The following is a 26131-nucleotide window of genomic DNA, read 5'->3' as shown; positions in this document are numbered from 1 at the left end:
CTTGCTCACGATCCTGGCTTCCGGGCCACGTCGGAAATCTTGATGGATTTGGGGATCAGGTTGAGCGCGAAGAACGCATCCGCAACCTGCTGCTGATCGGCGATGACGGCATCCGTGATCGGCTTGATGCCGTAGGCCTGCCGCTTCAGCGCTACCTCGACCACCGGGACGGACAGGCCGATCGCCGGCGCGAGCTGCTCGGCAACCGCGTGGATGTCGCCCTTGGCCCAATCGTCGACGGAGCCGAGCTCGGCGAGCACGGCGTCGACGATCTTCGGGTTGGCTTCGAGGAATTTCTTCGAGGCGAAATAGAACTGGTAGTTGGCGACGATGCCGGTGCCGTCGGCGAGCGTGCGCGCGCCGGTGGCGGCTTCCGCCGCGGCCTGGAACGGATCCCAGATCACCCAGGCATCGACCGCGCCGCGCTCGAAGGCGGCGCGCGCATCGGCCGGCGCCAGGAACACCGGCTCGATCTCGGAATATTTGACGCCCGCGTTCTCCAGCGCCTTGACCAGGAGATAGTGGACGTTGGAGCCCTTGTTGAGCGCGACCTTCTTGCCCTTGAGATCGGCGACCGATTTCAGCGGGCTGTCCTTCGGCACCAGGATCGCCTCGCCCTTCGGCGCCGGCGGCTCGTAGGCGACGTACTGGATCGGCGCGCCCGCGGCCTGCGCGAAGATCGGCGGGGCCTCGCCGGTGTTGCCGAAATCGATCGCGCCGACATTGAGCGCTTCGAGCAGCGGCGGGCCGGACGGGAATTCGGTCCACACCACCTTGTAGCCGTCGGCGGCGAGCTTCGGCTCCAGCGTGCCCTTGCTCTTGAGCAGCACCAGCTTGCCGTACTTCTGGTAGCCGATGCGGACCACCTTGTCTTGTTTGTCCTGGCCGTAGGACGTGCCGACCGCCGCGGCGACGATGCCGACCGACAGCACGATGGCCGCGATCAGACGTTGAACGATGCGCCTCATGTTCAGACCTTTTGATATGGGGAGATTGGTCGGCACGATCAGGTCGCCGCGCTGCGCCAGACGATGTCGCGAATGACGACCGGCTTCGGGATCAGGCCGAGCTTGTAGAAGCGGTCGGCGACACCCTGCTGGGTCGCGACGATGTCGTCGGTGACGGGACCGATCACGAAGTTCGAGCGGTTGGCGGCGACGGTCTGGATGTCCAGCGGGACGCCGGTGACCGCGGCCAGCGATCTGGCGACCTCGTCACGGTGCTGCTCGGCCCATTTGCCGGTCGCGGTCGTCACGTCGACGATCTGTTGCAGGATGGGCCCGTGGTTCTTCGCGAACTCGCGGTTGGCGATGTAGAAGGAATTGGTCTTGGTGACTTCGCGCGAATTGATCAGGATGCGGCCGCTCTGCTTGGTCTCGCCGATCGCGAAATACGGATCCCAGATCGCCCAGGCCTCGATGCTGCCATTGGCGAAGGCGGGACCGGCATCGGGCGGCGTCAGATAGACCGGCGTGATGTCGGCATAGGTGAGCCCGGCCTTCTCCAGCGTCTGCACCACGACATTGTGGGCGCTGGACCCCTTGGTGAAACCGATACGCTTTCCCTTCAAGTCGGCGATCGAGCGGATCGGTGAATCCTTCGGCACCAGGATGCCCTGGCCGTTGGTGATGGGCTGGCCGGCGGCATAGACGATCGCGGCACCCGCGGCCTGGGCGAACACCGGCGGGGAATCGCCGACCGCGCCGAAATCGACGCTGCCGACGTTCATCGCCTCCATCATCGGCGGGCCCGAGGAGAACTCGACCCATTTCACGTCGATGCCCTGCGGATTGAAATGCTTTTCCAAGGAAGCCTGCTGGCGCGTGATAACCAGCACGCCTGTCTTCTGGTAGCCGACACTAATTTCCTTCACCGCGCCCTGCGCGTTCGCGCGGGAGGCAAATGCAGCGGCGGCCGCAGTTCCAACGGAGAGCTTGAGAAAGTCACGACGCTGCATTCCAGACTCCCGGCCACACGCGGCCGTCATTCATTCAGGTCTGGGGAATGATGGTGCGGGGAGGGAAAGGTGTCGAGACGCGCGGGAAAATAGCGATGCGAGCACTACGCGTGTGGCGGAGCGCATGATTAATCTTTCAATCGGCGGAGCGAATGAAGATGGAATTTTTCTGCACGCGGATGTGAAGGCCGCGCGCGTTCGATCTCATGACTGGCGGCCGGACCAAAAACCGCGAAAACAACCCCATGCACAGTAGCTGGGGCGTGCGAAAACAGTTGCTTACGCATTATCCGAAGTTCGTTTGACTCGTCGGGCAAAACAGGCGCATGATGGCATCATGGCAGTGTGTGGATCGGGGCCTCCGACAAGGCGCGGTCAGTGCTCGCGCACCCAGGGATCGGACGAGAAATAGCAGTTCTCGAGCACCATGCGATCGCTGGCGCGGAAACTGACGCGACATCGACGCCACACCTTTGTCTGATGCTTGCCGTCGTCTGACGTATCGACGTCGGAGATCCACACGATCGGCCGTCGCCAGCGGTAACGTCCGTCCCGATCCCAACCGTCGCAACCGCCGCGGCCGCATGCGATGTGGACACTGGTCATCGTCCCATCTGGCTTGAAACACCAGGTCCGCGAACCCCACTCCTTGCCGGGCGGCGTTTGGGCGTAAGGCACAAGCGAGGTCTGCGTCCAGCAGCCGGAAATGGAGGACGGTCCGGCGGCGCGCGCCGGTACGACGACCAGCAACGCGATCAGCGCCGACGCGGCAGCCAGAGACGATTCAAGCCACGGCTTGGGCCAGAACTGGATGGACATGACGCCAATGGACATGACGTCATGTGTGTCGCCGGGGAACGATGCGGTTCAATCGTCCGACGACACGAGTTCGCCGTCACGGCGACCGTCGTCTGGTCAGTGCGCCCACCTCACCGGCAGGTTCAGCAGGCCGCGGAACGCCCAGCCGCCGATCCGCACTGGCTCATCGTCGGCAAGTTCGAGAYGGCTCGCCCTCGCGAACACCGTCGGCAGCGCGACGTCGGCAATCATGGCACGCGAGGCCCAGGCGCCGGCGCAGAAATGCGGGCCGGCGCCGAAGGCGACGCTCTTGGAGGTGTCACGCCGCGCGTCGAACTGGTCGGCGCGCTCAAAATGCTTCTCGTCGCGATTGGCGGAGCCGAACATCAGGAACACGCGCTCATCCAGCTCGAACGAGACGTCACGGATGCTCCACGGTTTTGCGATGCGCCGCGGCGACATGCCGATCGGCGAAATCCAGCGGGCATATTCCTCGAACGCCTCGAGCCAGGTCACCTCACCCTTGCGCACGAGATTGAGTTGCTCGGGATGGCTCAGCAGCGCCCACACCGTGCCGGCGATCGCCTTGCGCGGCTCGTTCTGGCCGCCTGAGATCGCGAGTTTTACATTTGCGCGCACGCTCTCCATCGGCATGCCCGCAGCGAGGAGTACGCCGAGGATACTTTGATCGGGATGCTTGTGCATCACGGGCAGAATGTCGTCGATCGCAGCATCGATGCCCGACGTCGCCGCATGACAGCGCGCCTCGACCGCGGGGTCGCCGGTGTAGTTCGCGATCCCCTCGATCATGCCTTGCGACCACGAATCCATGTCCTGGAAGCCGATGTTCGTGAGGCCGGTGATCGACTTCAGGCATTCGCCGGAAAACGGCAGCGCGAAGTCGCGCATGAAATCGATCCGCCCCGGCGCGATTGCACCGATGATGCGGTCGGCATGGGCCTGGAACAGCGCGGTCCAGTGCGCCTTCACCGTCCTCGGCGACACCGTCGGAAACATCGCGCGGCGCTCGACCTGATGCGCCTCGCCGTCCTTGCGCATCATGTTGTGGCCCATCAGCCGGTTCATCAGGCCGGCGGGCTGATGCGAGGAGAACACGTCGATCTGCTTCTCGGAGATCGAGATGTCGTCGCGGCTCGCAAGCAGCGTCGAGCCGAGCTGCGGCACGAAGGCGATCGGCGCTTCCTTCCGCATCTTCGCGAGCATCGGATAGGGATCGGCCCAGAACGAAGCAGGGTCGATGTCGATGCGCGGCGCGGTGCTCAAGGCGGTCTCCCCTGGATTCTCGTGTGCTTCAGGACAGACTAGCGAACTCCGCCGCCGGCGTCTGTCCCTAGCGATAGGGACGGACGGCATTGGGGCATCTCTTCACAAGACAACCAGCTTGAGCTGTGAAAAACGGCGGTTGTGATCTGGTACAGACACAATTGCGTCGGCTAACATCACCGCCGTCGGGGGAAAACAATGCTGAGACTTGTAAGGCGCATCATTGCAAAAGCGTTTGCCGTGCGGGGGGCCGCCCACCTGCGCAATGGCAACGCCAGCGGAGCAATTCAAGCCTTTGCAAAAGTCATCAAGCTGGACCCAACCAATCTGGTCGGCTACGTCGGTCGTGCTGACGCCCACCTTCTGGCTGATGACCATGACCGGGCGATTGCGGATTACACCACGGTCATCGAAGGCAGCCCACGGGCGACCAATGTCTATATGTCGCGTGGAACGATGTATTATCACAAGGGAGACTACGACCGAGCTCTCGCAGACTACTCCACGTCAATTGAAAACGACCCGACCGAACCCATCAGATATATGGTTCGCGGCGGGCTCTATGAAGAACTCGCTCAATATGACCGCGCGATTGCCGACTATACTCGACTGGAGCAGATCAATCCTGGCGATTTCCGGCATTTGCGGGCTCGTGCCGATGCCTATGAGCGGATTGGCGATCACGCCCGCGCGACCGCGGATTATGAGTCAGTGTTGAAACTGGCAAGTCCGTCGGGAGGTGCTATCGCGTGTCAAACTCGAGCTTGGGCTTTCCTCAAGCTGGGGCAATTCGACGAAGCGCTGTCGAGCGTTCAAAAAGCCTTTGAGTTTGGGCCTAACAATCCCATCGCAATGGAGGTACGCGGTCACATCTTCGAAGCGTTGGGCCGCCGAAGCGAGGCCATAAGTGACTTTCGACAAGCGCTCGATAGCAATCCGCGCATGACCAAAAGCGCAGAAGCCCTGCGCAGGTTGACGCGCGATCCGTAATCGCCTCCCCTGCGCCATGCGCTTGCCGGCTCGATCTATCTCCGCTTCGGGGGCCGCGTGTCCATTTTGCCCGGAAGCCGAGATCGCGGACTTAGGGTACCCCGTCTAGTTCAGGCCGCGGGTCAGTTGCATACCGAGGACGGAGGACCGAGCTACCGGGCTTCGGCGATCTTCGGTCCGGATGACAACATCTGCGCGTTAGCCGCCAGGGGCCGCTTCGACGGCGATGCCGGGTCCGGTAATCGGAAAGCGGCGTCGGCCGGCGCTCCCTGGGATGGTCTGCGGGCTGCGGTTGCCGGAAGCACGATCACTTTCGCTCCGATTTTCACCCGCTCGTAAAGGTCCGCGACGTCGTCATTGGTCAGCCGGATACAGCCGGACGAAACCCGCTTCCCGATCGTATCGGGATTGTTGGTGCCGTGAATGCGATACTCGGTCTCGCCGAGATACATCGCCCGGGCGCCGAGCGGATTGCCGGGACCGCCCGCCATGAACCGCGGCAGATAAGGCTGACGCGAGACCATCTCCACAGGCGGATGCCAATCCGGCCATTCTGCTTTGCGGGCCACAGTCTGCTCACCGGACCATGTGAAACCTTCGCGGCCAACACCGATGCCGTAGCGCATCGCCTGCCTGTCGTTCAGAACGAAATAGAGGAATGTGTTTCCGGTATCGATGATCACGGTGCCCGGCGCCTGACGGCTGGCGTAGTCAACCACCTGCCGGACAAGTGCGCCGGGAACGCCAGCGTCGGCTTTGGGTGGTTCGACCAGAGGCGCCGGGGCCGGGATCGGAGCCGGGACCGGAATCGCAGCCGGAGCTGGCGCTGATGCACGAACTGGAGTCGACACGTAAACCGGAGTTGACGACGCCTGGGCCTGTTGTGCGGACGGTTTTCGCATCGGTTGCACGTCCGCCGGGCTAGACAGCAAGCTATACCCCACGACGGCGACGGCCACGGCGCCAATTGCGACTCTCGCGGCCATGGGTATTGCGAGGGCCTCTGCCTTCTTACGTTTGGCCCGATTACTCATGTCTTTCCCCAGGTCACCATGCCTGGAAGAGGTACCCGGCAAAATTTAAGAAACTTCGAAGCGATGTCGCTCAGACTGGAACAGTTGGCGATGGTTAACGCCCAACTCTTGTTCGGCGACGTGAAAATTGGGCGTACCGCTTGATATTGAGGTTGCGATGCGGACGACGCGCTTCTCATCGCGGAACGAGTCGGGGTCTGAATCGCCGGGCGGAGCGAACGCGCTCCGCTCCTTCATTGACGGCGGCTTCGGGCCACGAGCGGAAGTCGTTCAGGCGGACCTCCCGCATCTATCCGCCGCCATTCGGCCGTCGTCGCAGACCTACAGGCTGTGCGACTCCGCGCGGTCAGTTTTCCGCTTTCTTGGCCTCGTTCAACGCACTAATGATTGCCTTGATGGTGCCTTCCGCAGCCGCGGCATTGTATCCGACATGGTAGCCATGGAAAACGTGGATTGGCTCGTGATCTTCGAAGCTGTGGTTCGCCCCCTTCCACAGCACCGTCTTCACGGGAATCGACCGCTTGCTCTCGGCCATCTGGCCGCAGAGGATGGGACTGGTCGCCTCGTCCTTCTCTGCTAGGAAGAGATGGACCGGGGCGTAGAACTCGACGTTCTTCATCAAATAACAGGACGGCTGCATCGCGAAGCCGCCCGCGAACATGTGCTCGTGCAGGTCGCCGATCGCCCGGTTCATGATGATCAAGGTCGTGGTCGCACCGTTGCTGCGGCCAAGGACGTAGACCCGCTTGGGATCGGCGATCTTCTGTCCGATGAGCCAGTCCAGCGCCGCATACGCATCGTCAGCCCGGCGCCGCGCCCAAGTCAACTGGCTGGGATCCGAGCAGACGCCGTCGGGTCCCAATCCCCGGCTGCCGAAGCTGTCGAGCAGGAGAACACCATAGCCTGCTCCGACCAATCTGCCGCCGTAGTCACGCCCCCATTTCCTCTCGACCCGGCCGAACCCGTCGCAGCCGTGTAGCATGATCACGAAGGGGATTGGTCCCTTGGCGCCCAGCGGCCGCATAATGTCCGCCGACAGTTCGCCCTCGGCCTTTACCTTACCCTTTTCCTCGACGGTGCCGTCCATGAAGTTTTTCGACCTGCCGTCGATGTATTCGTTGCCGGGAATCCAAGGCAAGGACTGCGCTGAAGTATTCCAAGGTATCTTGACCATCTCAGCACGCGCAGATGAGAACGACAAAACAGCGACTATTGAGAGTATGATTTGCCTCATTGGAAATTGCACCTTTGCCCCCTTGATTCTGGTCAACACCATATCCGACTTGGGAAAGCGTAAGTATCCTTGAAGAGGATTCGCGCCGCGGATGTCGGCCTTGGGTCAAAAGGCGACGACCCCGGAGGGCCGGCTGCGCGTCGGCTTTGCTCTCGGAAGCAGATATCGCGGATCCAGAGTCCCCTTTAGTTCAGGTGGCCCGGACCCGCCAGCAAGCCCAGCACGATCGAAAATAATTCGTTCTGCGAGGAGATGCCGAGYCGCTCATAGGCGCGCTTGCGGTAGGTCAGGGTCGAATGCAGGCTGATGCCGAGCGCCTGCGAGATCGCCTCGGAGCTGAAGCCGAGCAGGATGCGGCGGCAGACGTCCTGCTCGCGCGGCGTCAGCGCGGAGAGGGGCGCGCGCGTTGCGAACAACGCGGCGAGGTTCTGGTCGGGCGTCGCAGTGGCCGCCTGCTGGAAATGACGTGCAACGCTGGCGCTGATCGCAGGCGCAATGGTCTGAAGCCGCGCACGCTCGACGTCGCCAAAGCGGCCCTGGGCGGTGATGCGGTAGAAATTGACATAGAAGCAGGTGTCGCCGACCCAGATCGCTGTCGCATATTTGTCGACGATATCAGAGTCGTTGAAGAAGATTTTCCGGTAGCGCGCGCCATACATGCGCGGCGCGAACGACGGCAGCATGATCGGCGCGCTGCCCTCGCCTTCGAACAGCGCATCACGATTGGGATCGAATTCGTGGAACTGACCGGCATAGGCCGCGCCGAGATCGCTGCCGATCGGGATGTTGCCGGCGTCGAGCAGACAGCTCGCCGCGCCGGTGCGCGTCAGGGCAAACACCATGCAATGGCCGACGCCGGCCTGCCGGCGCAACGTGTCGATGAGGACATTCGGGAAATCAGGTCGGCCGATGGCGAGCACCGCCGGCGCGATGTCGTTCGCCGCTGGAGTTGAGGCCATGCCGTGGGGCCGCATTGGTTTCCTCCGCAAAAGTTCTTTTGGCGGAAGATATCAGCAGCCGGGTTTGACCGAAAGTCGGAGAGGGCGGCTTATGCCGCTTCCGGGTCCCGGCTCTGCGCAGCAGCGATGCACGCTGCAGCGCGTCCGGGACACGAGAGTGTTGCTGGCCGATGCAGAGGATGGTCTCGTGCCCCGGACGCAGCGCAGCGTGACATAAGCGCGTTTACGCGCGTCTTCGACGCGCTATGGCGCTGCCGAGCCGGGGCCCATGCCGGATGCAGCGCCCTACCCCGCCGCGGCCTTCGCCGGCGCGACGTTGATCGCGAGCTTGCCGTAGCGATCCGTAAAAGCCTCGGTGTCGATCTCTTCCAGCTTGATCTCGCCGCTCATGACGCCCTGCTTCCACGCCGCCTGGGCCGGATCGTTCTGGAACTCCGGCATCACCTCGCGGCCGAACAGCTCCAGCGATTCGCAGATGTGCTCGTGGCTGTTCTTGCCGGCCTGGTTGAGCAGGATGACCTGGTCGATATGCGACGACTGGAAGCGCTTCAGCTTCCTGCGGATCGTCTCGGGCGAGCCGATCAGGCCGCCGCGCAACGCCGCCTCCTGCGCCTCGGGATTGTCGCGCTTCCACTTGTTGTACTCGTCCCACATGTTCACGGTGTAGGGCGCGGGACGCTGGCGGTTCTGCGAGGCGCCGTAGAAGCGCAGCGCGAACTGGAAGAAGGTGGCGCCGTCGGCGCGCGCACGCGCCTCCTCGTCGGTCTTGGCACACATGAAGAACGAGACCAGCGCCATGTTCGGGTTGATCTCGTAGTCGGCGAGCTTGTGCAATCGCTTGGTCATCGCGTTGTAATAGGCGTGCACCCAGGCATGCGCGGCATCCGCGCTGACGAACTGGAAGCCCAGCGCGCCAAAGCCGTGACGGCCGGCGCGTTCGATGGTCGGCAGTTGCGAGCACGCCATCCACAAAGGCGGATGCGGCTTCTGCACCGGCTTCGGCACGACATTGCGCAAGGGAATGTCGAAATACTTGCCGTGATGCTCGGAGCCGGCATCCCTGAACATCGGAAAGATCGCCTGCACAGCTTCCTCAAAGACCTCCTTCTTGGTCTCCATGTCGCGGCCGAATGGCGTGAGCTCGGTGATGGAGGCGCTCTCCCCCATGCCGAATTCGCAACGGCCGTTGGAGAGCAGGTCGAGCACCGCGACGCGCTCGGCGACGCGCGCCGGATGATTGGTGGTGAGCTGGAGGATGCCGTGGCCGAGCCTGATGTTCTTGGTGCGCTGGCTCGCGGCGGCGAGGAACGATTCCGGCGAGGGCGAGTGCGAGTACTCTTCGAGGAAGTGATGCTCGACGACCCAGGCGTGGTCGTAGCCGAGCTTGTCGGCGAGCTCCATCTGCGAGAGCGCGTTCTGGTAGAGCTTCAGCTCGTCGCCGGCCACCCAGGGCCGTGGCAGCTGCAGCTCATAGAAGATGCCGAACTTCATGACGCCTCTCCCGCTTATTCTTGTTGCACTCATCTTAGTGAGCGGGGAGGCGCTGTCTATGGAGCCGCAATTCCGCCGTGCGGGAGGATGACCCGACACTTCGCGTTATGGCACGGCGGGGCCTGTGACCGCGGCGGCAGGCGCCGCTTCGCGCCGTGCGCGTCGGCCATTCAGGACCGCGCCGATGAAGGTGAAGCGTACCATCAGATGATAGCTCGCCAGCATCGGCGGGATCGCGACGACGAGAATGATCGCGAACTTGACTAGCCCGGGCCAGTCGAGCTGCGACAGCGCGACCTGCAGCGCCATCACGATCGGCATGTGGATCAGATAGAGCCAGTAGGACGCATCGGCGAGGTAGCGCCGGGTCGGGCTGAAGCCGGACATGAAGCGAAGTGCGAGGCCGAGGACCGCGAAGGTCGCAATCCATATTGCGGGTGCGTAGAGGATGGCGGAAACAAGCCTGAGTGTCGCGAAACTGACCGGCAATTTCGGCGCGCCCGGCGCAGACGTCATCACCCCAACAAGCACGAAACTGATCAGGACGACCGCGAGCAGGAGGTGCGGCAACCAGCGTCGCTCGATGAGGCGCAGCAGATCGAGCTGCCGATGCAGCAGCCAGCCGACGGCGAATGCGGAGCCAAAGCCGATCCAGGCCTGCGCGTTGGTGACGAATGATTGATCTGGCGTCCTCACCCCCATCACGTTGATCCATCTTGGGTCGAGGCTGAAGGCGATGCCGATCGGGATCGCCAGAACCAAAGGTGCCAGCGGATTTCGCATGACGCTTGCGAAGAGACGGTCAACGACCGTGCGCAGCTTGCCGGACACATCAAGCCGGACGACCACACCGCGCAGCAGGAGCATGGCGACATAGAGCTCGAGCAATAAGTAGAGAAACCAGAGATGGGTCAGAGGGAAATTCGGCAGCACCGGCGGCCAGCGAGGTGCGCCGGGGATCGGACCGCCGTTCGGAAAGCCCGCGGCCCAGATGACCACCAGAACCATCGGCGTAAACACGATCGGCCAGCCGATCACGAGCGGCAGTCCGATCCTCTGCAACCTGTCCCTGACAAAGCCCCAGATTCCCCGGCGATGGAAACTCATTCGGGCGAAGAAACCCGCCATCAGGAAGAAGGTCGTCATCCGGAAGACGTGGATGACGAAGAACAGCAGGCCCAGGGCCAGGCTTTGATGGGTATCCTGGATGATCCAGATCCTGGTCGGGGCCGGCACGAACGACAGGGTTGCGTGCAGGACGATGCCGARCAGCAGGGCAAACCCCCTGACCGCGTCGAGCGCGTGCAGCCGTTCCGATGCGGGGGCGATGGCGGTCGATCGGGACATGGACGGACTCGGCTTGCTGGTGAAAGGCTTGTTTCCGGCAATCTGCCCGATCATGTCAGGGCTCTCTTGCCCAATCCTATAATCGGCTAGCCGATTTCTCGGCGCGGCTGGCCGATTTTGAAATGGCGGTCGGCATCCGGCGCCGTTTGCGGCCGGCTCAGCGCCTCGCGCCGGAATTCGGTCGGAGTTACGCCGGTTTCGGCCTTGAAGGCGCGATTGAAAGGCCCGATCGACTGGAAGCCTGCATCCATGGCGATGGTCAGCACCGGCACCTCCCGTTGCGTCACATCGGACAGCGCCAGTTTGGCATCCTCGATGCGATAGTGATTGAGGAACGCGTTGAAGTTGCGATAACCCAGCCCTTCGTTGATGGCCTGGCGAAGTCGGTGCTCGGGAACATCGAGCCGCGCCGCGAGCGCGCCGATCGCAAGACCTTCCTGCCGGTAGATTCGCTCCACGGTCATCAGATGGTCGAGGCGCCGCAACAGGACGGGGTCGGCCGTGCCCCGCCCTGTGGGTGCACGATCGGTCACCGGTCGCCCGGCCGTGTCGCCGGGTCTGATCGCCGCCGCGGCATCATTGACGGTGACAATCGCCCGCAGGTCCAAAACGCCGAGGCCTGCGAGCATCGCCAACACGAACAGGCTGATCGCGGTCGGAAGACTGCTGGCCTCGCCGGGAACCGCGACGGGGACCGCGGCGACGCCCGCTCCGGCCACGACCCCGATGAACACGACATTGATCGCGAGCACAGCCAGCCGCAGCCGGCGCCGCCGCGCGACCAGATCTACACGCCAGGTCTGGACCGTCTGGACCGCGGCCGCGAGCGCCAGCAGCACGGCCACGGCCGACAGGACTTTGCTGCCGCCCCTGGCCAAGTTGGGCCAGGTCGTCCAGCCAAGCGACACCGCAAATCCGACGGCCAAGATGGTCAGCCACAGGACGCCATGCCGTCGCCGGAGCACGAAATCGTCGTCGAACGACGCGCGCGCCCACAACCAGAAGACGGCGGGCAGCGAGGACAGGATCGGCAACGTCCACCACAACGACGATTTGGGAAAGACCGGCGCGGTGACGATCGCATAGAACGCACCGCCGGCGGCCATGGCCGTGCCCAGCAAGGCCAGCTGATTGGTGGCACGACGCTGCAGCACCATGAGAACGATCAACAGGAACACGCCGCTCGCCGCGCCGCGAAGCCCGAGATCGATGGCCGAGAGCCCCATCGCGTTCACAATCCGCGTTTCCCCGTTCGAGATCAGACTCTCGCACCGCCCTTGCGCGGGCACAATCCAAAATTGCGGCGGTGGTCCCGGCCCGCCAGTCTCCCCGCGGTGACCGACGAGATCGCGAAGCAAATCACGTTTAACAAATTCAGGACGTTGCCCGGTTCAGAGCGGCAACAGCCAGGGCACGAGCAAGGTGCAGACGATCAAGACGACCCGGGAAAACGGTACGCGGATGCGCACAAAGTCACCGAACGTGTAATGTCCGGGGGCGACCACCAACGTGTTAACCGGCGACGACACAGGCGTCATGAAAGCAGTCGAAGCAGCCAGGCCCACCGTCATTGCAAACGGATACGGCGAGGCATGCATTTCCTTCGCGACAGCGATAGCGATAGCGACGGGGGCCATCAATACTGCCGTCGCGGTATTCGAGATAAACATCCCAAGCAGCGCCGTCATGGCAAAGAGCGTGGCGAGCATGATGTGATGGCCGGCACCGCTGGTGATGGCTCTTAGCCCATCAGCCGCAAGTTCAACCCCGCCGGTTCTCTCCAGGGCGACTGAAAACGGCAACATTCCAACAATGAGGACAATGGTCTTCCAGTCGACCGAACGGTAAGCGCTGGTAATGTCGATACAGCCCAGTGCGCCCATCAGCATGCATCCGATCAGGGCGGCCTGCACATTCGGGATCAGGCCGCTGACCATCAAACCAACGACGGGCGCCAGGCAAATCATCGCCTGCGGCGCCTTGCCCGGCACCTGGAGAACCTGCTTGGACTCGGCGGGGCAGGCTGATGGTGACCAAATCTGCGGCTGCGTTCCACGGCCACAATGCTTGCTCCGGCCGAGCCGCGAAGGTCCAGGGCTTCAATGGTCATGCCGGCGAGAGACAATTGTTCCGTCACGCGCAGCCGTTATTCGCGGTCCGCGAGTTTGTACTCATCGATCCAGACGGAGAGGTTCGGGTCGCCGGCGTTAGCACAATGTTCGGATCGCTGAAACCTGCCAATGCTTCGCTCATGGTGAGGACACCGGTGAAGGGGAGCGCAAGGAGCATGATCAGTGCGACCACATCCAGGCGCAGCCTGTTGATCGCGAACATCAGGATCGCAGCCCCGAGAAGGACCAAGACAATCGTCGGATCAAACATGGATGCCTGCCATGGAAGTCGCCGACTTCAATTCAAATGATGATGACAAGACGGGCGAGGGATCAAGGACACACCGACTGGCCGCCAACCCGCGCTTGCCGTGATCGACCGTGGACTACGATCATGGCGATGCTGGTATTGATATGACTTGCACCGAGACGTTCATCCGGCTGAATGCATCCGCCGGACCATCCCACGTCCCGGAAAGCGGAGAGGCCCTTTCCTGTTCGCGCGTCACGGCGACGGGTATGTGTTCACTGCCGACGATCTTGTTGTTGGTGGGATCATAGCCGCGCCACCCGGCTCCGGGGATATAGATCTCGGTCCAGGCGTGCGTGGCGCCGTGTTGTCCCTCGGCCATCTGGATGTAGCCGGTGACAAAGCGCGCACCAAATCCCCAGTAGCGGGCAGCTTCCATCATGAACACCGCATAGTCGCGACAGGTCCCGCTGCCGAGCCGCAGCGTTTCGTTGGGTGATTGAACCCCGAGAGCCTCGCGGGAAACGTATTTGAACGATCGGTAGATGTGAGTATTCAAATTGTTCAGAAGGTCCAGCGTGCCGATCAACTGACCGGGTTTGTAGAGGTCGCGCAACCATTCGAGCAGGGCGGTGGCGTCGTAGAGATAGCTCGGGAGACGATACACCGTCAGCTCAAGCTGCTCCTCCGGGGGATATTGGAAGGGAAATGAACTGGCGAATGGCGCAATCCRCCATTCAATGGGGTCGTCGTGGTAAAGGTCGACGTCGACCTCGCTTGCGATCCTGAGCGTGTCGGATAATTCCAAAAAGGTCACGACTGCGATGGCATTGTCGTAATTGTCGCGCAACCAGCGAACTTCGGCGTTCGGCTCGATATCGATCGACCCTCTCACGATGTGGACGTCATGTCCCTCGCGAGGCCGCATCATGGCTCGATGAGTGCCGAAGGTGACCGGCTGATTGTAAAAATATTCGGTCTTATGAATGATTCGGATTCGCCTCATATGTAGCTCCCGCCACGTAGCAGCGATGGATGTTGCGGCGCCCGCTACCACTGGTAGTAGGTCGCGGGCATTTCCGAGGCAAGAGAAGATGCGGCCTGACCCCCGAGCCGCAAAGCGTCTTCGCTTTTGGGTAACGATCGTTGCCGCTTGCTTCTCTCGCGCGCACGGAGCGCCGCGGCTCGGTCCGTTGGCCGCGCCGCGACATCCGGTCAAGTCGACGGGTTGATCCAGATCAACGCGTTAGCAGCCCTGCTCCATTTAAAGTGCAGCAAGGCAACGGCCCGGATGCCGTCCCGATTYCAGCACCATTTCAGAGAGACCGAATATGTCGGCCCCTGACGACACGACTTCGCGCGTGCGCCGTAAGCGCATGGAGATTTTCGCTTTCCTGTTCCTGACCGCGGTCGTGATGCCCGTCCTCGCGGTCGGAACGGTCGGCTCATACGGGCTCGGCGTCTGGATCTACCAGATGTTCGCCGGCCCTCCCGGCCCACCGCCCTCCCCGCATYGACCCCCGAACAGCGAAAGACAGGCATCATGGCCCAATCCACACTCAACCGCCGCGCATTGATCACCGGCCGGGTGCTCACCGCCGACCGCGTCGTCGCGCCGCCAGGTTGCGAGATCGCCAGCATCATCGTGCAGGCCCGCCCCGAGCGCCTGGACGAACTGGAAGCCGAGATCGCAGCACTTCCCGGCTGCGAAATTCACGGCCGAGACCCGCGCGGAAAACTCGTCGTCGTGACCGAAGCGCCGGATGCCGGCAGCCTCGGCACCCTGCTCAACACCATCCAGTCGCTGCCCAACGTCTATTCCGCGGCGCTGGTCTTCCACGCCATCGAAACCGCCTAAGGGACGGGAGAGCCATCATGACATCGCCAAAGCTCGACCGCCGCCAGATGCTCAAGCTCGAGGCCGCCGCGATCGCGGCCGCCGCTGCGGGCATGCCGGCACCGGCGCTCGCCGCCAATCTCGTCGCCGAGCGCGACAACAGCGAACTGAAATGGGACAAGGCCGCCTGCCGCTTCTGCGGAACCGGCTGCTCCGTGATGGTCGCGACCAAGGACAACCGCGTCGTCGCCACCCACGGCGACATCAAGGCCGAGGTCAATCGCGGCCTCAACTGCGTCAAGGGCTACTTCCTCTCCAAGATCATGTACGGCCACGACCGGCTGACGCAGCCGATGCTGCGCAAGACCGGCGGCAAGTACGACAAGAACGGCGAGTTCACGCCAATCAGCTGGACCGAAGCCTTCGACATCATGGAGGTGAAGTGGAAGGAAACGCTGAAGAAACGCGGGCCCAACGGTCTCGCCATGTTCGGCTCCGGCCAGTGGACGATCTGGGAAGGTTACGCCGCCTCGAAGCTCTACAAGGCCGGCTTCCGCACCAACAACATCGATCCCAATGCGCGGCACTGCATGGCCTCCGCCGTCGCCGGCATGATGCGCACCTTCGGCATCGACGAGCCAGCTGGCTGCTATGACGACATCGAGGCCACCGACGCCTTCGTGCTGTGGGGCTCCAACATGGCGGAGATGCATCCCATTTTGTGGACGCGCCTCGCCGACCGCAGGCTGTCCGCGCCGCATGTCCGCGTCGCCGTGCTGTCCACCTTCGAGCACCGCTCGTTCGACCTCGCCGACATCGGCATGGTGTTCAAGCCGCAGACCGATCTCTACATCCTCAACGCCATCGCGAACCACATCATCAAGACCGGCCGGGTCAACAAGGATTTCGTCGCCGCGCATACGATTTTCAGGCGCGGGCAGACCGACATTGGCTATGGATTGCGGCCCGAGCATCCGCTCCAGAAAAAAGCAACCGGTGCGGCCAAGGCCAACGACTCCACCGACATGAGCTATGACGAATTCGTCAAGTTCGTCTCGGACTACACGCTGGAGAAAGCTGCCGAGATGTCCGGCGTGCCGATGAACCGGCTCGAAGCGCTCGCCGAGCTCTACGCCGATCCGAAGACAAAAGTGGTCTCGTTCTGGACCATGGGCTTCAACCAGCACACCCGCGGCGTCTGGTGCAACAACCTCGTCTACAACATCCACCTGCTGACCGGAAAGATCTCCTCGCCCGGCAACAGCCCGTTCTCGCTGACCGGCCAGCCTTCGGCCTGCGGCACCGCGCGCGAGGTCGGCACCTTCTCGCACCGCCTGCCGGCCGACATGGTCGTCACCAACAAGGAGCATCGCGACAAGGCCGAGCATCTCTGGCTGCTGCCGGAAGGCACCATTCCCGACAAGAACGGCGCCCACGCCGTGCTGCAAAGCCGGATGCTGAAGGACGGCCTGATCAACGCCTATTGGGTGCAGGTCAACAACAACCTCCAGGCCGGTCCCAACGCCAACGAGGAGACCTATCCGGGCTTCCGCAATCCCGACAATTTCATCGTGGTCTCGGACGCCTATCCGTCGGTGACGGCGCTTGCCGCCGATCTGATCCTGYCGACCGCGATGTGGGTGGAGAAGGAAGGCGCCTACGGCAATGCCGAGCGGCGCACGCAGTTCTGGCACCAGCTCGTCAACGCGCCCGGCGAGGCCAAATCCGATCTCTGGCAGCTCATGGAGTTCTCAAAGCGCTTCAAGATCGAGGAGGTCTGGCCGGAGGAGCTGATCGCCAAGAAGCCGGAGGTTCGCGGCAAGACGCTGTTCGACGTGCTCTACAAGAACGGCCAGGTCGACAAGTTTCCGACCTCGGAGATCGAGGAAGGCTACGCCAACACGGAATCCAAGGCGTTCGGCTTCTACGTTCAGAAGGGGCTCTTTGAAGAGTACGCCTCGTTCGGCCGCGGCCACGGTCACGACCTCGCGCCGTTCGAGGCCTATCACCGCGAGCGCGGGCTGCGCTGGCCCGTCGTCAACGGCCAGGAAACCAAATGGCGTTTCCGCGAGGGCAGCGACCCCTATGTCAAGCAGGGCACCGACGTGCAGTTCTACGGCTATCCCGACGGCAGGGCGCGCATCTTCGCCCTGCCTTACGAGCCGCCGGCGGAATCGCCCGACAGCGACTATCCGTTCTGGCTCTCGACCGGCCGCGTGCTGGAGCACTGGCATTCCGGCACCATGACGCGCCGCGTGCCCGAGCTCTACAAGGCGTTCCCCGAGGCGGTCTGCTTCATGCATCCCGACGATGCGTCGGAAGCCAAGCTCCGGCGCGGCGACGAGGTGAAGGTGGAATCCCGCCGCGGTTTCATCCGCGCCCGCGTCGAGACGCGCGGCCGCGACCGGCCGCCGCGTGGCCTCGTGTTCGTGCCGTGGTTCGACGAATCCAAGATGATCAACAAGGTGACGCTGGACGCCACCGATCCGATCTCGCTGCAGACCGACTACAAGAAATGCGCCGTGCGCATCGAGCGGGTGAACCTGTCATGATGAAACGATTTGGCATAGCCCTGCTCGCGGTCGCGATCGCCGCGGGCGCGAGCTCTCTCACCGCACAGACGGTGACGTCAGGCCTGCGGGGCCCGGCCCCGCTCAATGACGAGGGCGCGGCGCCACCGATGCTGCCGAACCGCAATACGTCCGAGAGAGAGGTGCGCAACTACCCGGAGCAGCCGCCGGTGATCCCGCACACCATCGACGGCTACCAGATCGACCTCAACGGCAACAAATGCCTGTCCTGCCATGCGCGGGCACGCATCGCGGAATCGCAGGCGCCGATGGTTTCGATCACGCATTTCATGGACCGCGACGGCCAGTTCCTGGCCTCGATCTCGCCGCGGCGCTTCTTCTGCACGGAATGCCACGTGCCGCAGAACACCGCGACGCCGCCGGTGAGCAACGATTTCATCGACATCGACACGCTGCTCTCGCGCGCCAGCCCCGGTGGCCGACGATGACGACGGCTGCCGACGAGCCCAAGGGAAAGGTGGAAGCCAAGCGTAGCTTTATGCTGCGCTGCTGGGACTTCGCGCGCGAGCTCTGGCAGGTGCTGATCCGGCCGAGCTCGGTGTTCGGGCTCGGCGTGCTGGTGCTCGCGGGCTTTGCGGCCGGCGTGATCTTCTGGGGCGGCTTCAACACCGCGCTGGAACTGACCAACACCGAGAAGTTCTGCACCGGCTGTCACGAGATGCGCGAAAACGTCTTCGCCGAGCTGAAGTCGACCATCCACTTCACCAATCGCTCCGGCGTGCGCGCGACCTGCCCGGACTGCCACGTGCCGCACAACTGGACCGACAAGATCGCGCGCAAGATGCAGGCCTCCAAGGAGGTCTGGGGCAAGATCTTCGGCACGATCGACACCCGCGAGAAATTTTTGGACCACCGGCTCGAGCTGGCCGCACATGAATGGGCACGGTTCAAGGCCAACGATTCCCTGGAATGCCGCAACTGCCACAGCGCCGATTCCATGGACATCACCAAGCAGTCGCCGCGGGCCTCGGTGGCGCACCAGCGCTTCCTGTTCACGAAGGAAAAGACCTGCATCGACTGCCACAAGGGCATCGCCCACCACCTGCCCGACATGCGCGGCGTTCCCGGCTGGCAATAGGGGCGGCTGGGCCGCTTGAACCCTTGGGCCGAATGGTTAGTTTCGAGGGATGGCGAATCGCCTCGATTCTGCCCTTCCTCAAGACAGACATGGCCACTTTCACCCCGCATCAGGATGCCGCGCTCAAAGCCGTTGGCGACTGGCTCAAGGCAAAACCCGGCCGCAACGGCACGCCGCCGGTGTTCCGCCTGTTTGGCTTTGCCGGCACCGGCAAGACCACGCTGGCGCGGCACATCGCCGAAGGCGTCGACGGCGAGGTGAAGTTCGCCGCCTTCACCGGCAAGGCGGCGCTGGTCATGCGCAACAAGGGTTGCGACGAGGCCTCCACCATTCACTCCCTGATCTACCGCGCCCGCGAATCCGGCGAGGAGCAGCCGAGCTTCGAGCTGTGGGACGACGCGCCGGCCTCCAAGGCCAAGCTGATCGTGATCGACGAATGCTCGATGGTCGACGCCGAATTGGGCCGCGACCTGATGTCGTTCGATTGCCCGCTGCTGGTGCTCGGCGATCCCGCGCAGCTGCCGCCGATCCAGGGTGGCGGCTTCTTCACCAACACCGAGCCCGACGCGATGCTGACCGAGGTGCATCGCCAGGCCCAGGACGATCCGATCGTGCGGATGTCGATGGATGTGCGCGAGGGCCGCGAGCTCGATATCGGCCGTTACGGCGAGAGCGAGGTGGTGTCGCGGAAAGAGCTCGACCCGGACCGCGTCATGGGCGCCGACCAGGTGCTGGTCGGCCGCAACAACACGCGCCGCGCCTACAACATGCGGGTGCGCCAGCGCCAGAACATCGAGGATGTCTTCCCGGTCGCCGGCGACAAGCTGGTGTGCCTGCGCAACAACCGCAAGAAGGGCCTGTTCAACGGCGGCCTGTGGCGCGTGAAGTCGCGCAACACCTCGCGCTCGAAATCGCGCATCCTCAGCATGCGGCTGTCGCCGGATGAAGACTTCGGTCACAAGGTGACAAAAGTCTCTGTGCGCGCCGATTGCTTCGAGGGCGGCGTCGAGGCGATCGCCTGGGAGCAGCRCAAGCCGTATGACGAGTTCGACTACGGCTATGTGCTGACCGTGCACAAATCGCAGGGCTCGCAATGGGACGACGTCGTGCTGTTCGACGAGAGCTTTGCGTTTCAGGATAGCCGGGCGCGGTGGCTGTACACGGGAATTACGCGGGCGGCGAAGCGGTTGAGTATCGTCGTGTGACGTTGCCGTAGGGTGGGCAAAGGCGCAACGCGCCGTGCCCACCATCTCTCCACACATTCAATAAAAATGGTGGGCACGCTTCCGCCTTCGCTCTTCGAGCTACGGCGGACAAGTCGCTTTGCCCACCCTACGACACCGCGAATGAGGCGCGGCTTTCGCGTCTCACACCGGCAACCCTCACTTCCCCGCAACAAAATAAAAATCCTCGCGGCCCGGCGGCGAACCGTATGAAAACGGCTGCTGCTCGTGCTTGGTGGCGGACCAGACGTCGTCGCGGACGATGTCGAACAGTTTCCGGATCTCGACCTTCGGCACCTTGATCTCGCGGGCGAGCGCGGTGGCGAAGGGGCTGTCGGCGCCGCCATCGCCGTCCAGCGCAGTCTCGCCGTGCTTGGCGGCGTAGACCACCATGAAGCCGGCGCCGGGCTCGATGTTGGAAAAGCCCTTGTCCACCAGCTTGAGCGACAGCGTGCGCTGCATGGCCGGCGCAAAGGGATTGTCGCGGCAGGCATCCAGCATCACCAGACGCACTTTTCTCGCAGCGCCCACCGCTGCGATCACCTGCTCCAGCGCGACCGCCTGGGTCTCGGCGTCCCTGTCGGCGGCAAGCTTGGCGTCAACAGGGACGAGATAGTTGACGCCGCCGATCTCGAAACCGTGGCCGGCGTAATAGACCACCGCCCAATCCGCATTCTCCGCTTCGGTGGCAAACGTCTGCAGCGCCTCGAAGAACTTGTCGCGGGAGAGGTCGCTGACGGAGATCACGGTCTGGAAGCCGACATCGCGCAGCACGTTTGCAATCATTTTCGCGTCGCGCGGCGGATTGGGCAAGGCGTGGACGTTCTTGTAGGCGCCGTTGCCGATCACGAGCGCCACGCGGCGCCCGGTGGACCCGGCCGGCGCCTGCGGCGTCAGCGCGGCCAGGCGCTCCTGCGCGATGGCGCGAGCGCGCGCGACGTCGGGCTCGTCGAACCTCGTCAGCGAATAGGCCGCCGCGCGATAGTCGGCGCGGGCCTGGGCGAGATCTTTCCTGCGCTCGTAGATCTGGCCGCGGCCGGAATGGGCGCGCACACTGTTCGGATTGAGCTGGATGACCGTGTTGTAGTCCTTCAGCGCGGCGTCGAGGTCCCCCTTCATCACGTTGACCTCGGCGCGATTGTTGATCGCGAATGTATTCCTGGGCTGCTTCTGGATCAGGCCGTCGCAGTCGGCGAAAGCCTGGTCGTACTTGCCCATCATGCCGTAGGTGATGCAGCGGTTGCCGGCGATCTGCGGCGCGGCCGGGTCGATCTTCTCGGCTGCCGCAAAGTCGGTAATCGCGCCGTCGAAATCCTTGTTCAGCGTGCGCATGCGGGCACGATTGGTCCAGCCGAGCAGGAACGTGGGCGTGTATTTGATCGACAGGTTGAAGTCGTCGAGCGCGCTTTGCAGCGCGCCGCGGCGCAGATGGATGGTGCCGCGATTGTTGTAGGCATAGCCGAAATTCGCGCGCTTCAGGATGGCGAGATTGTAGTCGGCCATGGCGAGATCGTCCTCGCCCTTGCGCTCATGGGAGAGCCCGCGCAGGTTGATGGCGCCGACATTGTCCGGATCGAGATCGATGGCGGACGACAGCGCCTCGATGGCGCGGTCATAGTCGCGCTTGTTGATCAGCGCATTGCCACGCACGACGAGCGCGAGCGACTTGTCCTTGCCGCCGAGCTTATCGGCCTTCAACAGATTGTCGCAGGCCGTCGCGCGGGCCTGGGCCTCCGCCTGGCGGTCGCGACAGGTGGCGAGGTCCTCGCCGGCTTGCGGCTCGGCCGCGGCGATCGCGGCATTTGAGATCAGGATGGCGAGGGTCAGGGGAATGACACGCAGCATGTTGTCAGGTCAGCTCCAGCCACCACATGATTGAGTCGAGCGCGATCGCGCGCGTTCATCTAGCCCGGAGTTCCCGGCCTCGCCAAGCCACGCCGTCTGAGGCTATTTTTCACAGACTCGTGTCCGTTTCCCCGTAACAATCGCCGTCTGCGCCCGTATCTCAGATGTCCGAAAACGCGGCCAAACAGGCTGTTCGCCCGTCCCCGGCCGCCCTACACTGTCAGACCTTCCGAAGAGGATCGCCATGCGCCGCACCGCCCTCGCCTCGCTGCTCGCCGCCACCACCGCACTGACGCTGGCCTTCGCCGTGCCGTCCAGGGCCGCGGAGGATGCCGTCGTGATCCCCGCGCCCACCGTGGATGCGTCGCCCGCAACCGGGATCCAGACCGCCGTCATCGCCGGCGGCTGCTTCTGGGGCGTCCAGGGCGTCTTCCAGCACACCGTCGGCGTTGTCAACGCAGTCTCCGGCTATGCCGGCGGCACCAAGGCGACGGCCGATTACCAGACGGTCTCGAGCGGCCGGACCGGCCATGCCGAGTCGGTCGAGATCAAGTTCGACCCGAAGAAGATCTCCTACGGCAAGATCCTCCAGATCTACTTCTCGGTGGCGCACGACCCGACCCAGCTCAACCGCCAGGGCCCCGACTCCGGCACGCAATATCGCTCGGCGATCTTCACCACCTCCGATGAGCAGAAGAAGGTGGCGGAGGCCTATATCGCCCAGCTCAACGGCGCCAAGGTATTCAGCAAGCCGATCGTGACCAAGGTCGGCGCGCTGGAAGCGTTCTACCCGGCGGAGGCCTATCACCAGGACTATCTGACGCTGCACCCGAACCAGCCCTACATCGCCTACAACGACATTCCGAAAGTCGAGAACCTGAAAAAGCTGTTCGCGGATAACTACATTGAAAAGCCGACGCTGGTGAGCGCCAGCAAGGCCACCAACTGATCTGAAGATCACCGAAAACAAGTTCACCAAACAAACGGGAGACCCATGCCCGACACCAAGACGAAAACCACCGACGACAAGGTCATCAAGAGCGAAGAGCAGTGGCGGCGCGAATTGTCGCCGATGCAGTACGCGGTGCTGCGCGAGAAGGCGACGGAGCGTCCCTTCTCCGGCGAATATGAGCACGACCACCGCGCCGGCACTTATGTCTGCGCCGGCTGCGGCAATGTGCTGTTCGAGTCCGATGCCAAGTTCGATTCCGGATGCGGCTGGCCGAGCTTCACCCAGCCCGCGGTCGAGAGCCATGTCGACGAGGAGCACGATGCCAGCCACGGCATGGTCCGCACCGAGGTGCTGTGCTCCAAGTGCAGCGGCCATCTCGGCCACGTCTTCCCCGACGGCCCCGGCCCGACCGGCCTGCGCTACTGCATCAACTCGGCCGCGCTGAAGCTCGAGCCCAAATAACATTGCGCGCCGCCCGGTTCCGTCATGGAACCCGGCGGCGCGATGTGCTTTTCTCTTCTGGCGGTGCGACCGATGCGCGCAATCCGGCAGCCGCCAGGGAGGATACCATGACGCTTGGGACCATCCTGATCATCCTGGTGATCATCTATCTGCTGGGCGGCATGTCCGGCCGGTTCGGTGGTTACGGCTATGGCATGGGCCATTCCGGCATGGGGATCGGCGGCGTCGTGCTGGTGGTCCTGGTCGTGCTGCTGCTGCTTGGCAAACTGTAAACCATCTAACATATTGAAATTATTTGGTTTACGGCGCTCGCGGAGCTGCCATGCGCGGATTCATCATCTCCCATCGCGGGGGTCGCATTTCTGTCAAAACAGCCTATATTAGAGGGCGAAAATGACATGTGCGGCGGACCCACTCGATGGTGGCCCCTGCCTTTCAAAACCCCACGCGCTTAAAGCCCCAGACAAGATCACGAGGTCTTTGACCATGCGTCCACTGCGTCCGTTCAACTTCAACACTTCTGCCGAGCTCTTCCCCGCCGCAATCCGCAAGAAGAAGCGTGCAGGCTTCACCTATCGCCGGTTCGGCACCGCGGCCGAAGCCGTGCAGTTCGCGATGGAGCAGTTGCCGACGGATTCGCTGAACGGCGCCTATCTCCAGGTCGAGGAAGCGCGCTTCGACCAGAACGGCATCCGCTCGCTCTACGAGAGCGAAGCCTTCCCGCTGCCCCGCCGTCCCCGGCCGGCGCCGGCCCCCGAGACCGACGCCGACGCGGCGTAAGTTTTCGCCAAGCCCGATATGCGCTGAAAGCGCGATGGCCGAAAGGCCGTCGCGCTTTTTGCTTTTTGGGGCGGTGCTCTCTCTTCTCCCTCCCCCCGTTCTTACGGGGAGAAGCGAAGCAAGAAGCGCCACGCTAAATCCGCGGCTGCTTGTCGAGCCAGCGGCGCAGCAGGCGGACGTTGCGCATGTTGGCGCGGAACATGACGTCGAAGGCATCGCCCGCGAACGGCACCATGCCGACCACGCCGTCGACCGCGACATTGCCGAGCATGCGCGCGGTGAGATACCACGGCGCGCCCAGCGCGCGGGCCTCGCGCACCAGCCACAGCGAGATCGCGGTGGTGATGATGTCGCCGACGATCGGGATCAGCCCGATCAGGCCGTCGATGCCATAGCGGATATTCGTGCCGGGCAGGATGAAGGCGACATCGAGCAGCTTTGCGATGGCCTCCATCCGCGCCACCCGCTGCTCCCGCGTCAGATTGCCGAACGGGTTTCCCTGGCCGAACTCGAAGCGAAACTCGCGAAACCCCTGCTCCAGTGTTTCGGGACGGATCTCGTGGCCGTCCTGGTCGATGATCGGCCCGCGCGCTTCGGTGTCCGAAAAACTCCCGCGCGCGCGGGACCCGGAACGGGGTCTGTGCGGAGCAAGAATGTCGTCATCGGACATGGTCATGGCCTTTGGAGAACGCACTGGTGTCGCGGAAGTTGCCGCGCCGCGCCCGAACGTCGCGCGTTCAGGTCTAAGCCGCAGCCGGCTGCGGCTCCTCGACATATCTATGCACGAGCCAGGATGAAAGCACCGCCGGCACGAATCCGACGAGGCCGTACAGGATGAATTGCACCGTGCCCGAATCCGGCCCGCGCGAGCTGTAGGTCAGCGACGCCAGCACGAAGGCGAACAGGCCGACCAGGATCATCCGCAGCACCGGGCCGATCCGGCGGACATGGATCAGGATGTCGTCGACCGCACCGATCATCAGCGAGGGCAGGAAGCCGAACAGATAGCTGTATTGCAGCGATTTGAAGAACACCGCGAACAGCTTGCCGACCTCGCTGAGATTGGTCTGGGCCCAGTAACCGGACTGATAGGTCGTCGTCAGCAGCAGCAGGAACCCGCCGACGAACGGACCGACCAGCGCAAACACCAGATAGCGTTTCATCAAGTATCCTCATCCTTCGCCGCTGTTATAGCAGCGACGCGGGAACCTTGAATAGCGGGGCGCCGGCCCGTCCTGACGGGAACAAGCGGCAAGGCGACGAGTTCAGACAGGACTGAAATTCATACCTGCAGTCAGATTGGAGTTTGTCGATGTCCCGGAAATCCGTTCTTATGGCGACGCTCGCCCTGACAGCCCTGAGCGGCATGTCGATCACGCCTGCTCTCGCGCAGGGCCACATGGGTACGCCGCAGGAGCAGAACGCCTGCTCGCGTGACGCCTCGCGGTTCTGCCGGAAGGACCTCGGCAATGACGGCGCTGTGCAGGCGTGCCTGCAGGCCAACCGGGCCAAGCTGTCGAAGTCCTGCAGCAAGGTGTTTCAGAGCCACGGCATGTAAGGCCGGGAACGATCCCCGGCGCACGGAGAGTGAAGCCATGTTGCGCGACGAACAGCTCTCGATCCTGCGGGACATCAGCCAGTCGGTCGCCTTTGCCGACGACCGACACGGCAAGATCGGCGAGCTGATCGCCGACGGCTACGTGATGAAGGACGGCGATCTGTTCGAGCTCACTGCGAAAGGCGTCACGGCCGTCGAGGAACACCCCGCAGCATCAGGCGCGAGCGATGCGGAAGAAGCGAACGCGTCGTCCGATCGGTTGATCTGATCTCGCGCCGCATGCTGCGTGACGGACACGCAACAATTGCGAATTCATTCGAGCGGACCATTGCAGCCGTGTGACAATCGCG

The 26131-nt window shown here is 63.3% G+C and carries 29 protein-coding genes and 1 pseudogene; 14 read left to right on the top strand and 16 right to left on the bottom strand.

Annotated features, from left to right (window positions below; genetic code table 11):
- Positions 1–5 precede the first annotated feature (5 nt).
- The 4 genes from AB4Z51_RS23275 to AB4Z51_RS23260 all read right to left on the bottom strand — a co-directional run bounded on the left by AB4Z51_RS23275 (position 6) and on the right by AB4Z51_RS23260 (position 4039).
- Positions 6–968, bottom strand: a complete 963-nt coding sequence (locus tag AB4Z51_RS23275; protein ID WP_441498064.1) for a sulfonate ABC transporter substrate-binding protein — start codon at positions 966–968, stop codon at positions 6–8.
- Between the two features lie 38 nt (positions 969–1006).
- Positions 1007–1957, bottom strand: a complete 951-nt coding sequence (locus AB4Z51_RS23270) for a sulfonate ABC transporter substrate-binding protein (RefSeq protein ID WP_441498063.1) — start codon at positions 1955–1957, stop codon at positions 1007–1009.
- Between the two features lie 375 nt (positions 1958–2332).
- Positions 2333–2791 (bottom strand): hypothetical protein, encoded by a 459-nt coding sequence (locus AB4Z51_RS23265; protein ID WP_441498062.1) that lies wholly within the window; start codon positions 2789–2791, stop codon positions 2333–2335.
- An 81-nt stretch (positions 2792–2872) separates the two neighbouring features.
- Positions 2873–4039, bottom strand: a complete 1167-nt coding sequence (locus tag AB4Z51_RS23260) for a cytochrome P450 (protein WP_441498061.1) — start codon at positions 4037–4039, stop codon at positions 2873–2875.
- A 198-nt stretch (positions 4040–4237) separates the two neighbouring features.
- On the opposite strand from AB4Z51_RS23260, the gene AB4Z51_RS23255 reads away from it, so the two are divergent.
- The gene (locus AB4Z51_RS23255) at positions 4238–5029 is read left to right on the top strand and encodes a tetratricopeptide repeat protein (protein ID WP_441498060.1); all 792 of its coding nucleotides are present in this window, start codon (positions 4238–4240) and stop codon (positions 5027–5029) included.
- A 152-nt stretch (positions 5030–5181) separates the two neighbouring features.
- Here the strand turns inward: AB4Z51_RS23255 and AB4Z51_RS23250 are convergent, their stop codons facing one another.
- Both AB4Z51_RS23250 and AB4Z51_RS23245 read right to left on the bottom strand, forming a co-directional pair.
- A complete protein-coding gene (locus AB4Z51_RS23250) occupies positions 5182–6063 on the bottom strand; it encodes a L,D-transpeptidase (protein ID WP_441498059.1) in 882 nt (293 codons plus the stop codon).
- Positions 6064–6409: 346 nt separating this feature from the next.
- Entirely contained in the window at positions 6410–7150 is a 741-nt protein-coding gene (locus AB4Z51_RS23245; protein ID WP_441498058.1) for a dienelactone hydrolase family protein, read from the bottom strand.
- Here AB4Z51_RS23245 and AB4Z51_RS23240 point away from each other — a divergent pair.
- Entirely contained in the window at positions 7149–7370 is a 222-nt protein-coding gene (locus AB4Z51_RS23240; RefSeq protein WP_071909815.1) for a hypothetical protein, read from the top strand. The genes AB4Z51_RS23245 and AB4Z51_RS23240 overlap by 2 nt on opposite strands.
- Positions 7371–7482: 112 nt before the next feature.
- On the opposite strand, the gene AB4Z51_RS23235 is transcribed toward AB4Z51_RS23240, so the two are convergent.
- The 7 genes from AB4Z51_RS23235 to AB4Z51_RS23205 form a co-directional block, all read right to left on the bottom strand.
- The gene (locus AB4Z51_RS23235) at positions 7483–8271 is read right to left on the bottom strand and encodes a helix-turn-helix transcriptional regulator (protein ID WP_441498057.1); all 789 of its coding nucleotides are present in this window, start codon (positions 8269–8271) and stop codon (positions 7483–7485) included.
- 270 nt (positions 8272–8541) lie between these two features.
- The gene (locus AB4Z51_RS23230) at positions 8542–9747 is read right to left on the bottom strand and encodes an LLM class flavin-dependent oxidoreductase (RefSeq protein ID WP_304491325.1); all 1206 of its coding nucleotides are present in this window, start codon (positions 9745–9747) and stop codon (positions 8542–8544) included.
- Positions 9748–9852: 105 nt separating this feature from the next.
- Positions 9853–11094: an acyltransferase family protein gene (locus AB4Z51_RS23225; RefSeq protein ID WP_441498056.1), complete on the bottom strand. Its 1242-nt coding sequence runs from the start codon at positions 11092–11094 to the stop codon at positions 9853–9855.
- Positions 11095–11180: 86 nt separating this feature from the next.
- Entirely contained in the window at positions 11181–12320 is a 1140-nt protein-coding gene (locus AB4Z51_RS23220; protein WP_441498073.1) for a helix-turn-helix domain-containing protein, read from the bottom strand.
- A gap of 165 nt (positions 12321–12485) precedes the next feature.
- Entirely contained in the window at positions 12486–13085 is a 600-nt protein-coding gene (locus AB4Z51_RS23215) for an SLC13 family permease (RefSeq protein WP_441498055.1), read from the bottom strand.
- 142 nt (positions 13086–13227) lie between these two features.
- Entirely contained in the window at positions 13228–13476 is a 249-nt protein-coding gene (locus AB4Z51_RS23210; RefSeq protein WP_441498054.1) for a hypothetical protein, read from the bottom strand.
- A 121-nt stretch (positions 13477–13597) separates the two neighbouring features.
- On the bottom strand, positions 13598–14461 hold the full coding sequence (locus AB4Z51_RS23205; protein ID WP_441498053.1) for a transglutaminase family protein: 864 nt from the start codon (positions 14459–14461) through the stop codon (positions 13598–13600).
- A gap of 325 nt (positions 14462–14786) precedes the next feature.
- Between AB4Z51_RS23205 and napE the strand changes: the two are divergent.
- From napE to AB4Z51_RS23175, 6 genes and pseudogenes are all read left to right on the top strand, one after another.
- Positions 14787–14969 (top strand): annotated as a pseudogene (gene napE / locus AB4Z51_RS23200) (periplasmic nitrate reductase, NapE protein); the annotation flags it as partial.
- A gap of 29 nt (positions 14970–14998) precedes the next feature.
- Positions 14999–15313 (top strand): chaperone NapD, encoded by a 315-nt coding sequence (locus AB4Z51_RS23195; RefSeq protein ID WP_063981182.1) that lies wholly within the window; start codon positions 14999–15001, stop codon positions 15311–15313.
- A gap of 17 nt (positions 15314–15330) precedes the next feature.
- Positions 15331–17844 carry a nitrate reductase catalytic subunit NapA gene (gene napA, locus AB4Z51_RS23190; protein ID WP_441498052.1) on the top strand — a complete coding sequence of 838 codons (2514 nt, stop codon included), beginning with the start codon at positions 15331–15333 and terminating at the stop codon, positions 17842–17844.
- A complete protein-coding gene (locus AB4Z51_RS23185; RefSeq protein WP_028151035.1) occupies positions 17841–18311 on the top strand; it encodes a nitrate reductase cytochrome c-type subunit in 471 nt (156 codons plus the stop codon). The genes napA and AB4Z51_RS23185 overlap by 4 nt, the downstream gene beginning before the upstream one ends.
- Entirely contained in the window at positions 18308–18961 is a 654-nt protein-coding gene (locus AB4Z51_RS23180; protein ID WP_085398940.1) for a NapC/NirT family cytochrome c, read from the top strand. The genes AB4Z51_RS23185 and AB4Z51_RS23180 overlap by 4 nt, the downstream gene beginning before the upstream one ends.
- Positions 18962–19050: 89 nt before the next feature.
- Positions 19051–20166: an ATP-dependent DNA helicase gene (locus tag AB4Z51_RS23175; protein ID WP_441498051.1), complete on the top strand. Its 1116-nt coding sequence runs from the start codon at positions 19051–19053 to the stop codon at positions 20164–20166.
- Between the two features lie 177 nt (positions 20167–20343).
- Here the strand turns inward: AB4Z51_RS23175 and AB4Z51_RS23170 are convergent, their stop codons facing one another.
- Positions 20344–22029 carry a caspase family protein gene (locus AB4Z51_RS23170; protein ID WP_441498050.1) on the bottom strand — a complete coding sequence of 562 codons (1686 nt, stop codon included), beginning with the start codon at positions 22027–22029 and terminating at the stop codon, positions 20344–20346.
- 244 nt (positions 22030–22273) lie between these two features.
- Here AB4Z51_RS23170 and msrA point away from each other — a divergent pair, with 244 nt between their 5' ends.
- The 4 genes from msrA to AB4Z51_RS23150 all read left to right on the top strand — a co-directional run bounded on the left by msrA (position 22274) and on the right by AB4Z51_RS23150 (position 24223).
- Positions 22274–22978, top strand: a complete 705-nt coding sequence (gene msrA, locus AB4Z51_RS23165; protein WP_441498049.1) for a peptide-methionine (S)-S-oxide reductase MsrA — start codon at positions 22274–22276, stop codon at positions 22976–22978.
- 45 nt (positions 22979–23023) lie between these two features.
- Positions 23024–23443 (top strand): peptide-methionine (R)-S-oxide reductase MsrB, encoded by a 420-nt coding sequence (msrB, locus tag AB4Z51_RS23160; protein WP_441498048.1) that lies wholly within the window; start codon positions 23024–23026, stop codon positions 23441–23443.
- Positions 23444–23550: 107 nt separating this feature from the next.
- Complete coding sequence (locus tag AB4Z51_RS23155) at positions 23551–23715, top strand: DUF3309 family protein (RefSeq protein ID WP_014492503.1); 165 nt, start codon at positions 23551–23553, stop codon at positions 23713–23715.
- 214 nt (positions 23716–23929) lie between these two features.
- Entirely contained in the window at positions 23930–24223 is a 294-nt protein-coding gene (locus AB4Z51_RS23150) for a hypothetical protein (protein WP_063981175.1), read from the top strand.
- Positions 24224–24356: 133 nt separating this feature from the next.
- Here the strand turns inward: AB4Z51_RS23150 and AB4Z51_RS23145 are convergent, their stop codons facing one another.
- Together AB4Z51_RS23145 and AB4Z51_RS23140 are read right to left on the bottom strand one after the other, a co-directional pair.
- The gene (locus tag AB4Z51_RS23145; protein ID WP_135216353.1) at positions 24357–24899 is read right to left on the bottom strand and encodes a DUF4112 domain-containing protein; all 543 of its coding nucleotides are present in this window, start codon (positions 24897–24899) and stop codon (positions 24357–24359) included.
- A gap of 67 nt (positions 24900–24966) precedes the next feature.
- Positions 24967–25386, bottom strand: a complete 420-nt coding sequence (locus AB4Z51_RS23140) for a DUF5413 family protein (protein WP_231143472.1) — start codon at positions 25384–25386, stop codon at positions 24967–24969.
- Between the two features lie 149 nt (positions 25387–25535).
- Here AB4Z51_RS23140 and AB4Z51_RS23135 point away from each other — a divergent pair, with 149 nt between their 5' ends.
- Positions 25536–25781, top strand: coding sequence for a cysteine rich repeat-containing protein (locus tag AB4Z51_RS23135; protein WP_071909803.1), 246 nt, complete (start codon positions 25536–25538; stop codon positions 25779–25781).
- 37 nt (positions 25782–25818) lie between these two features.
- On the top strand, positions 25819–26049 hold the full coding sequence (locus AB4Z51_RS23130) for a hypothetical protein (RefSeq protein WP_441498047.1): 231 nt from the start codon (positions 25819–25821) through the stop codon (positions 26047–26049).
- Positions 26050–26131 lie beyond the last annotated feature (82 nt).

The sequence above is a fragment of the Bradyrhizobium sp. 2TAF36 genome (assembly GCF_052114925.1).
Taxonomy (GTDB): domain Bacteria; phylum Pseudomonadota; class Alphaproteobacteria; order Rhizobiales; family Xanthobacteraceae; genus Bradyrhizobium; species Bradyrhizobium barranii.
This window is presented reverse-complemented; position numbering and strand designations above follow the sequence as displayed.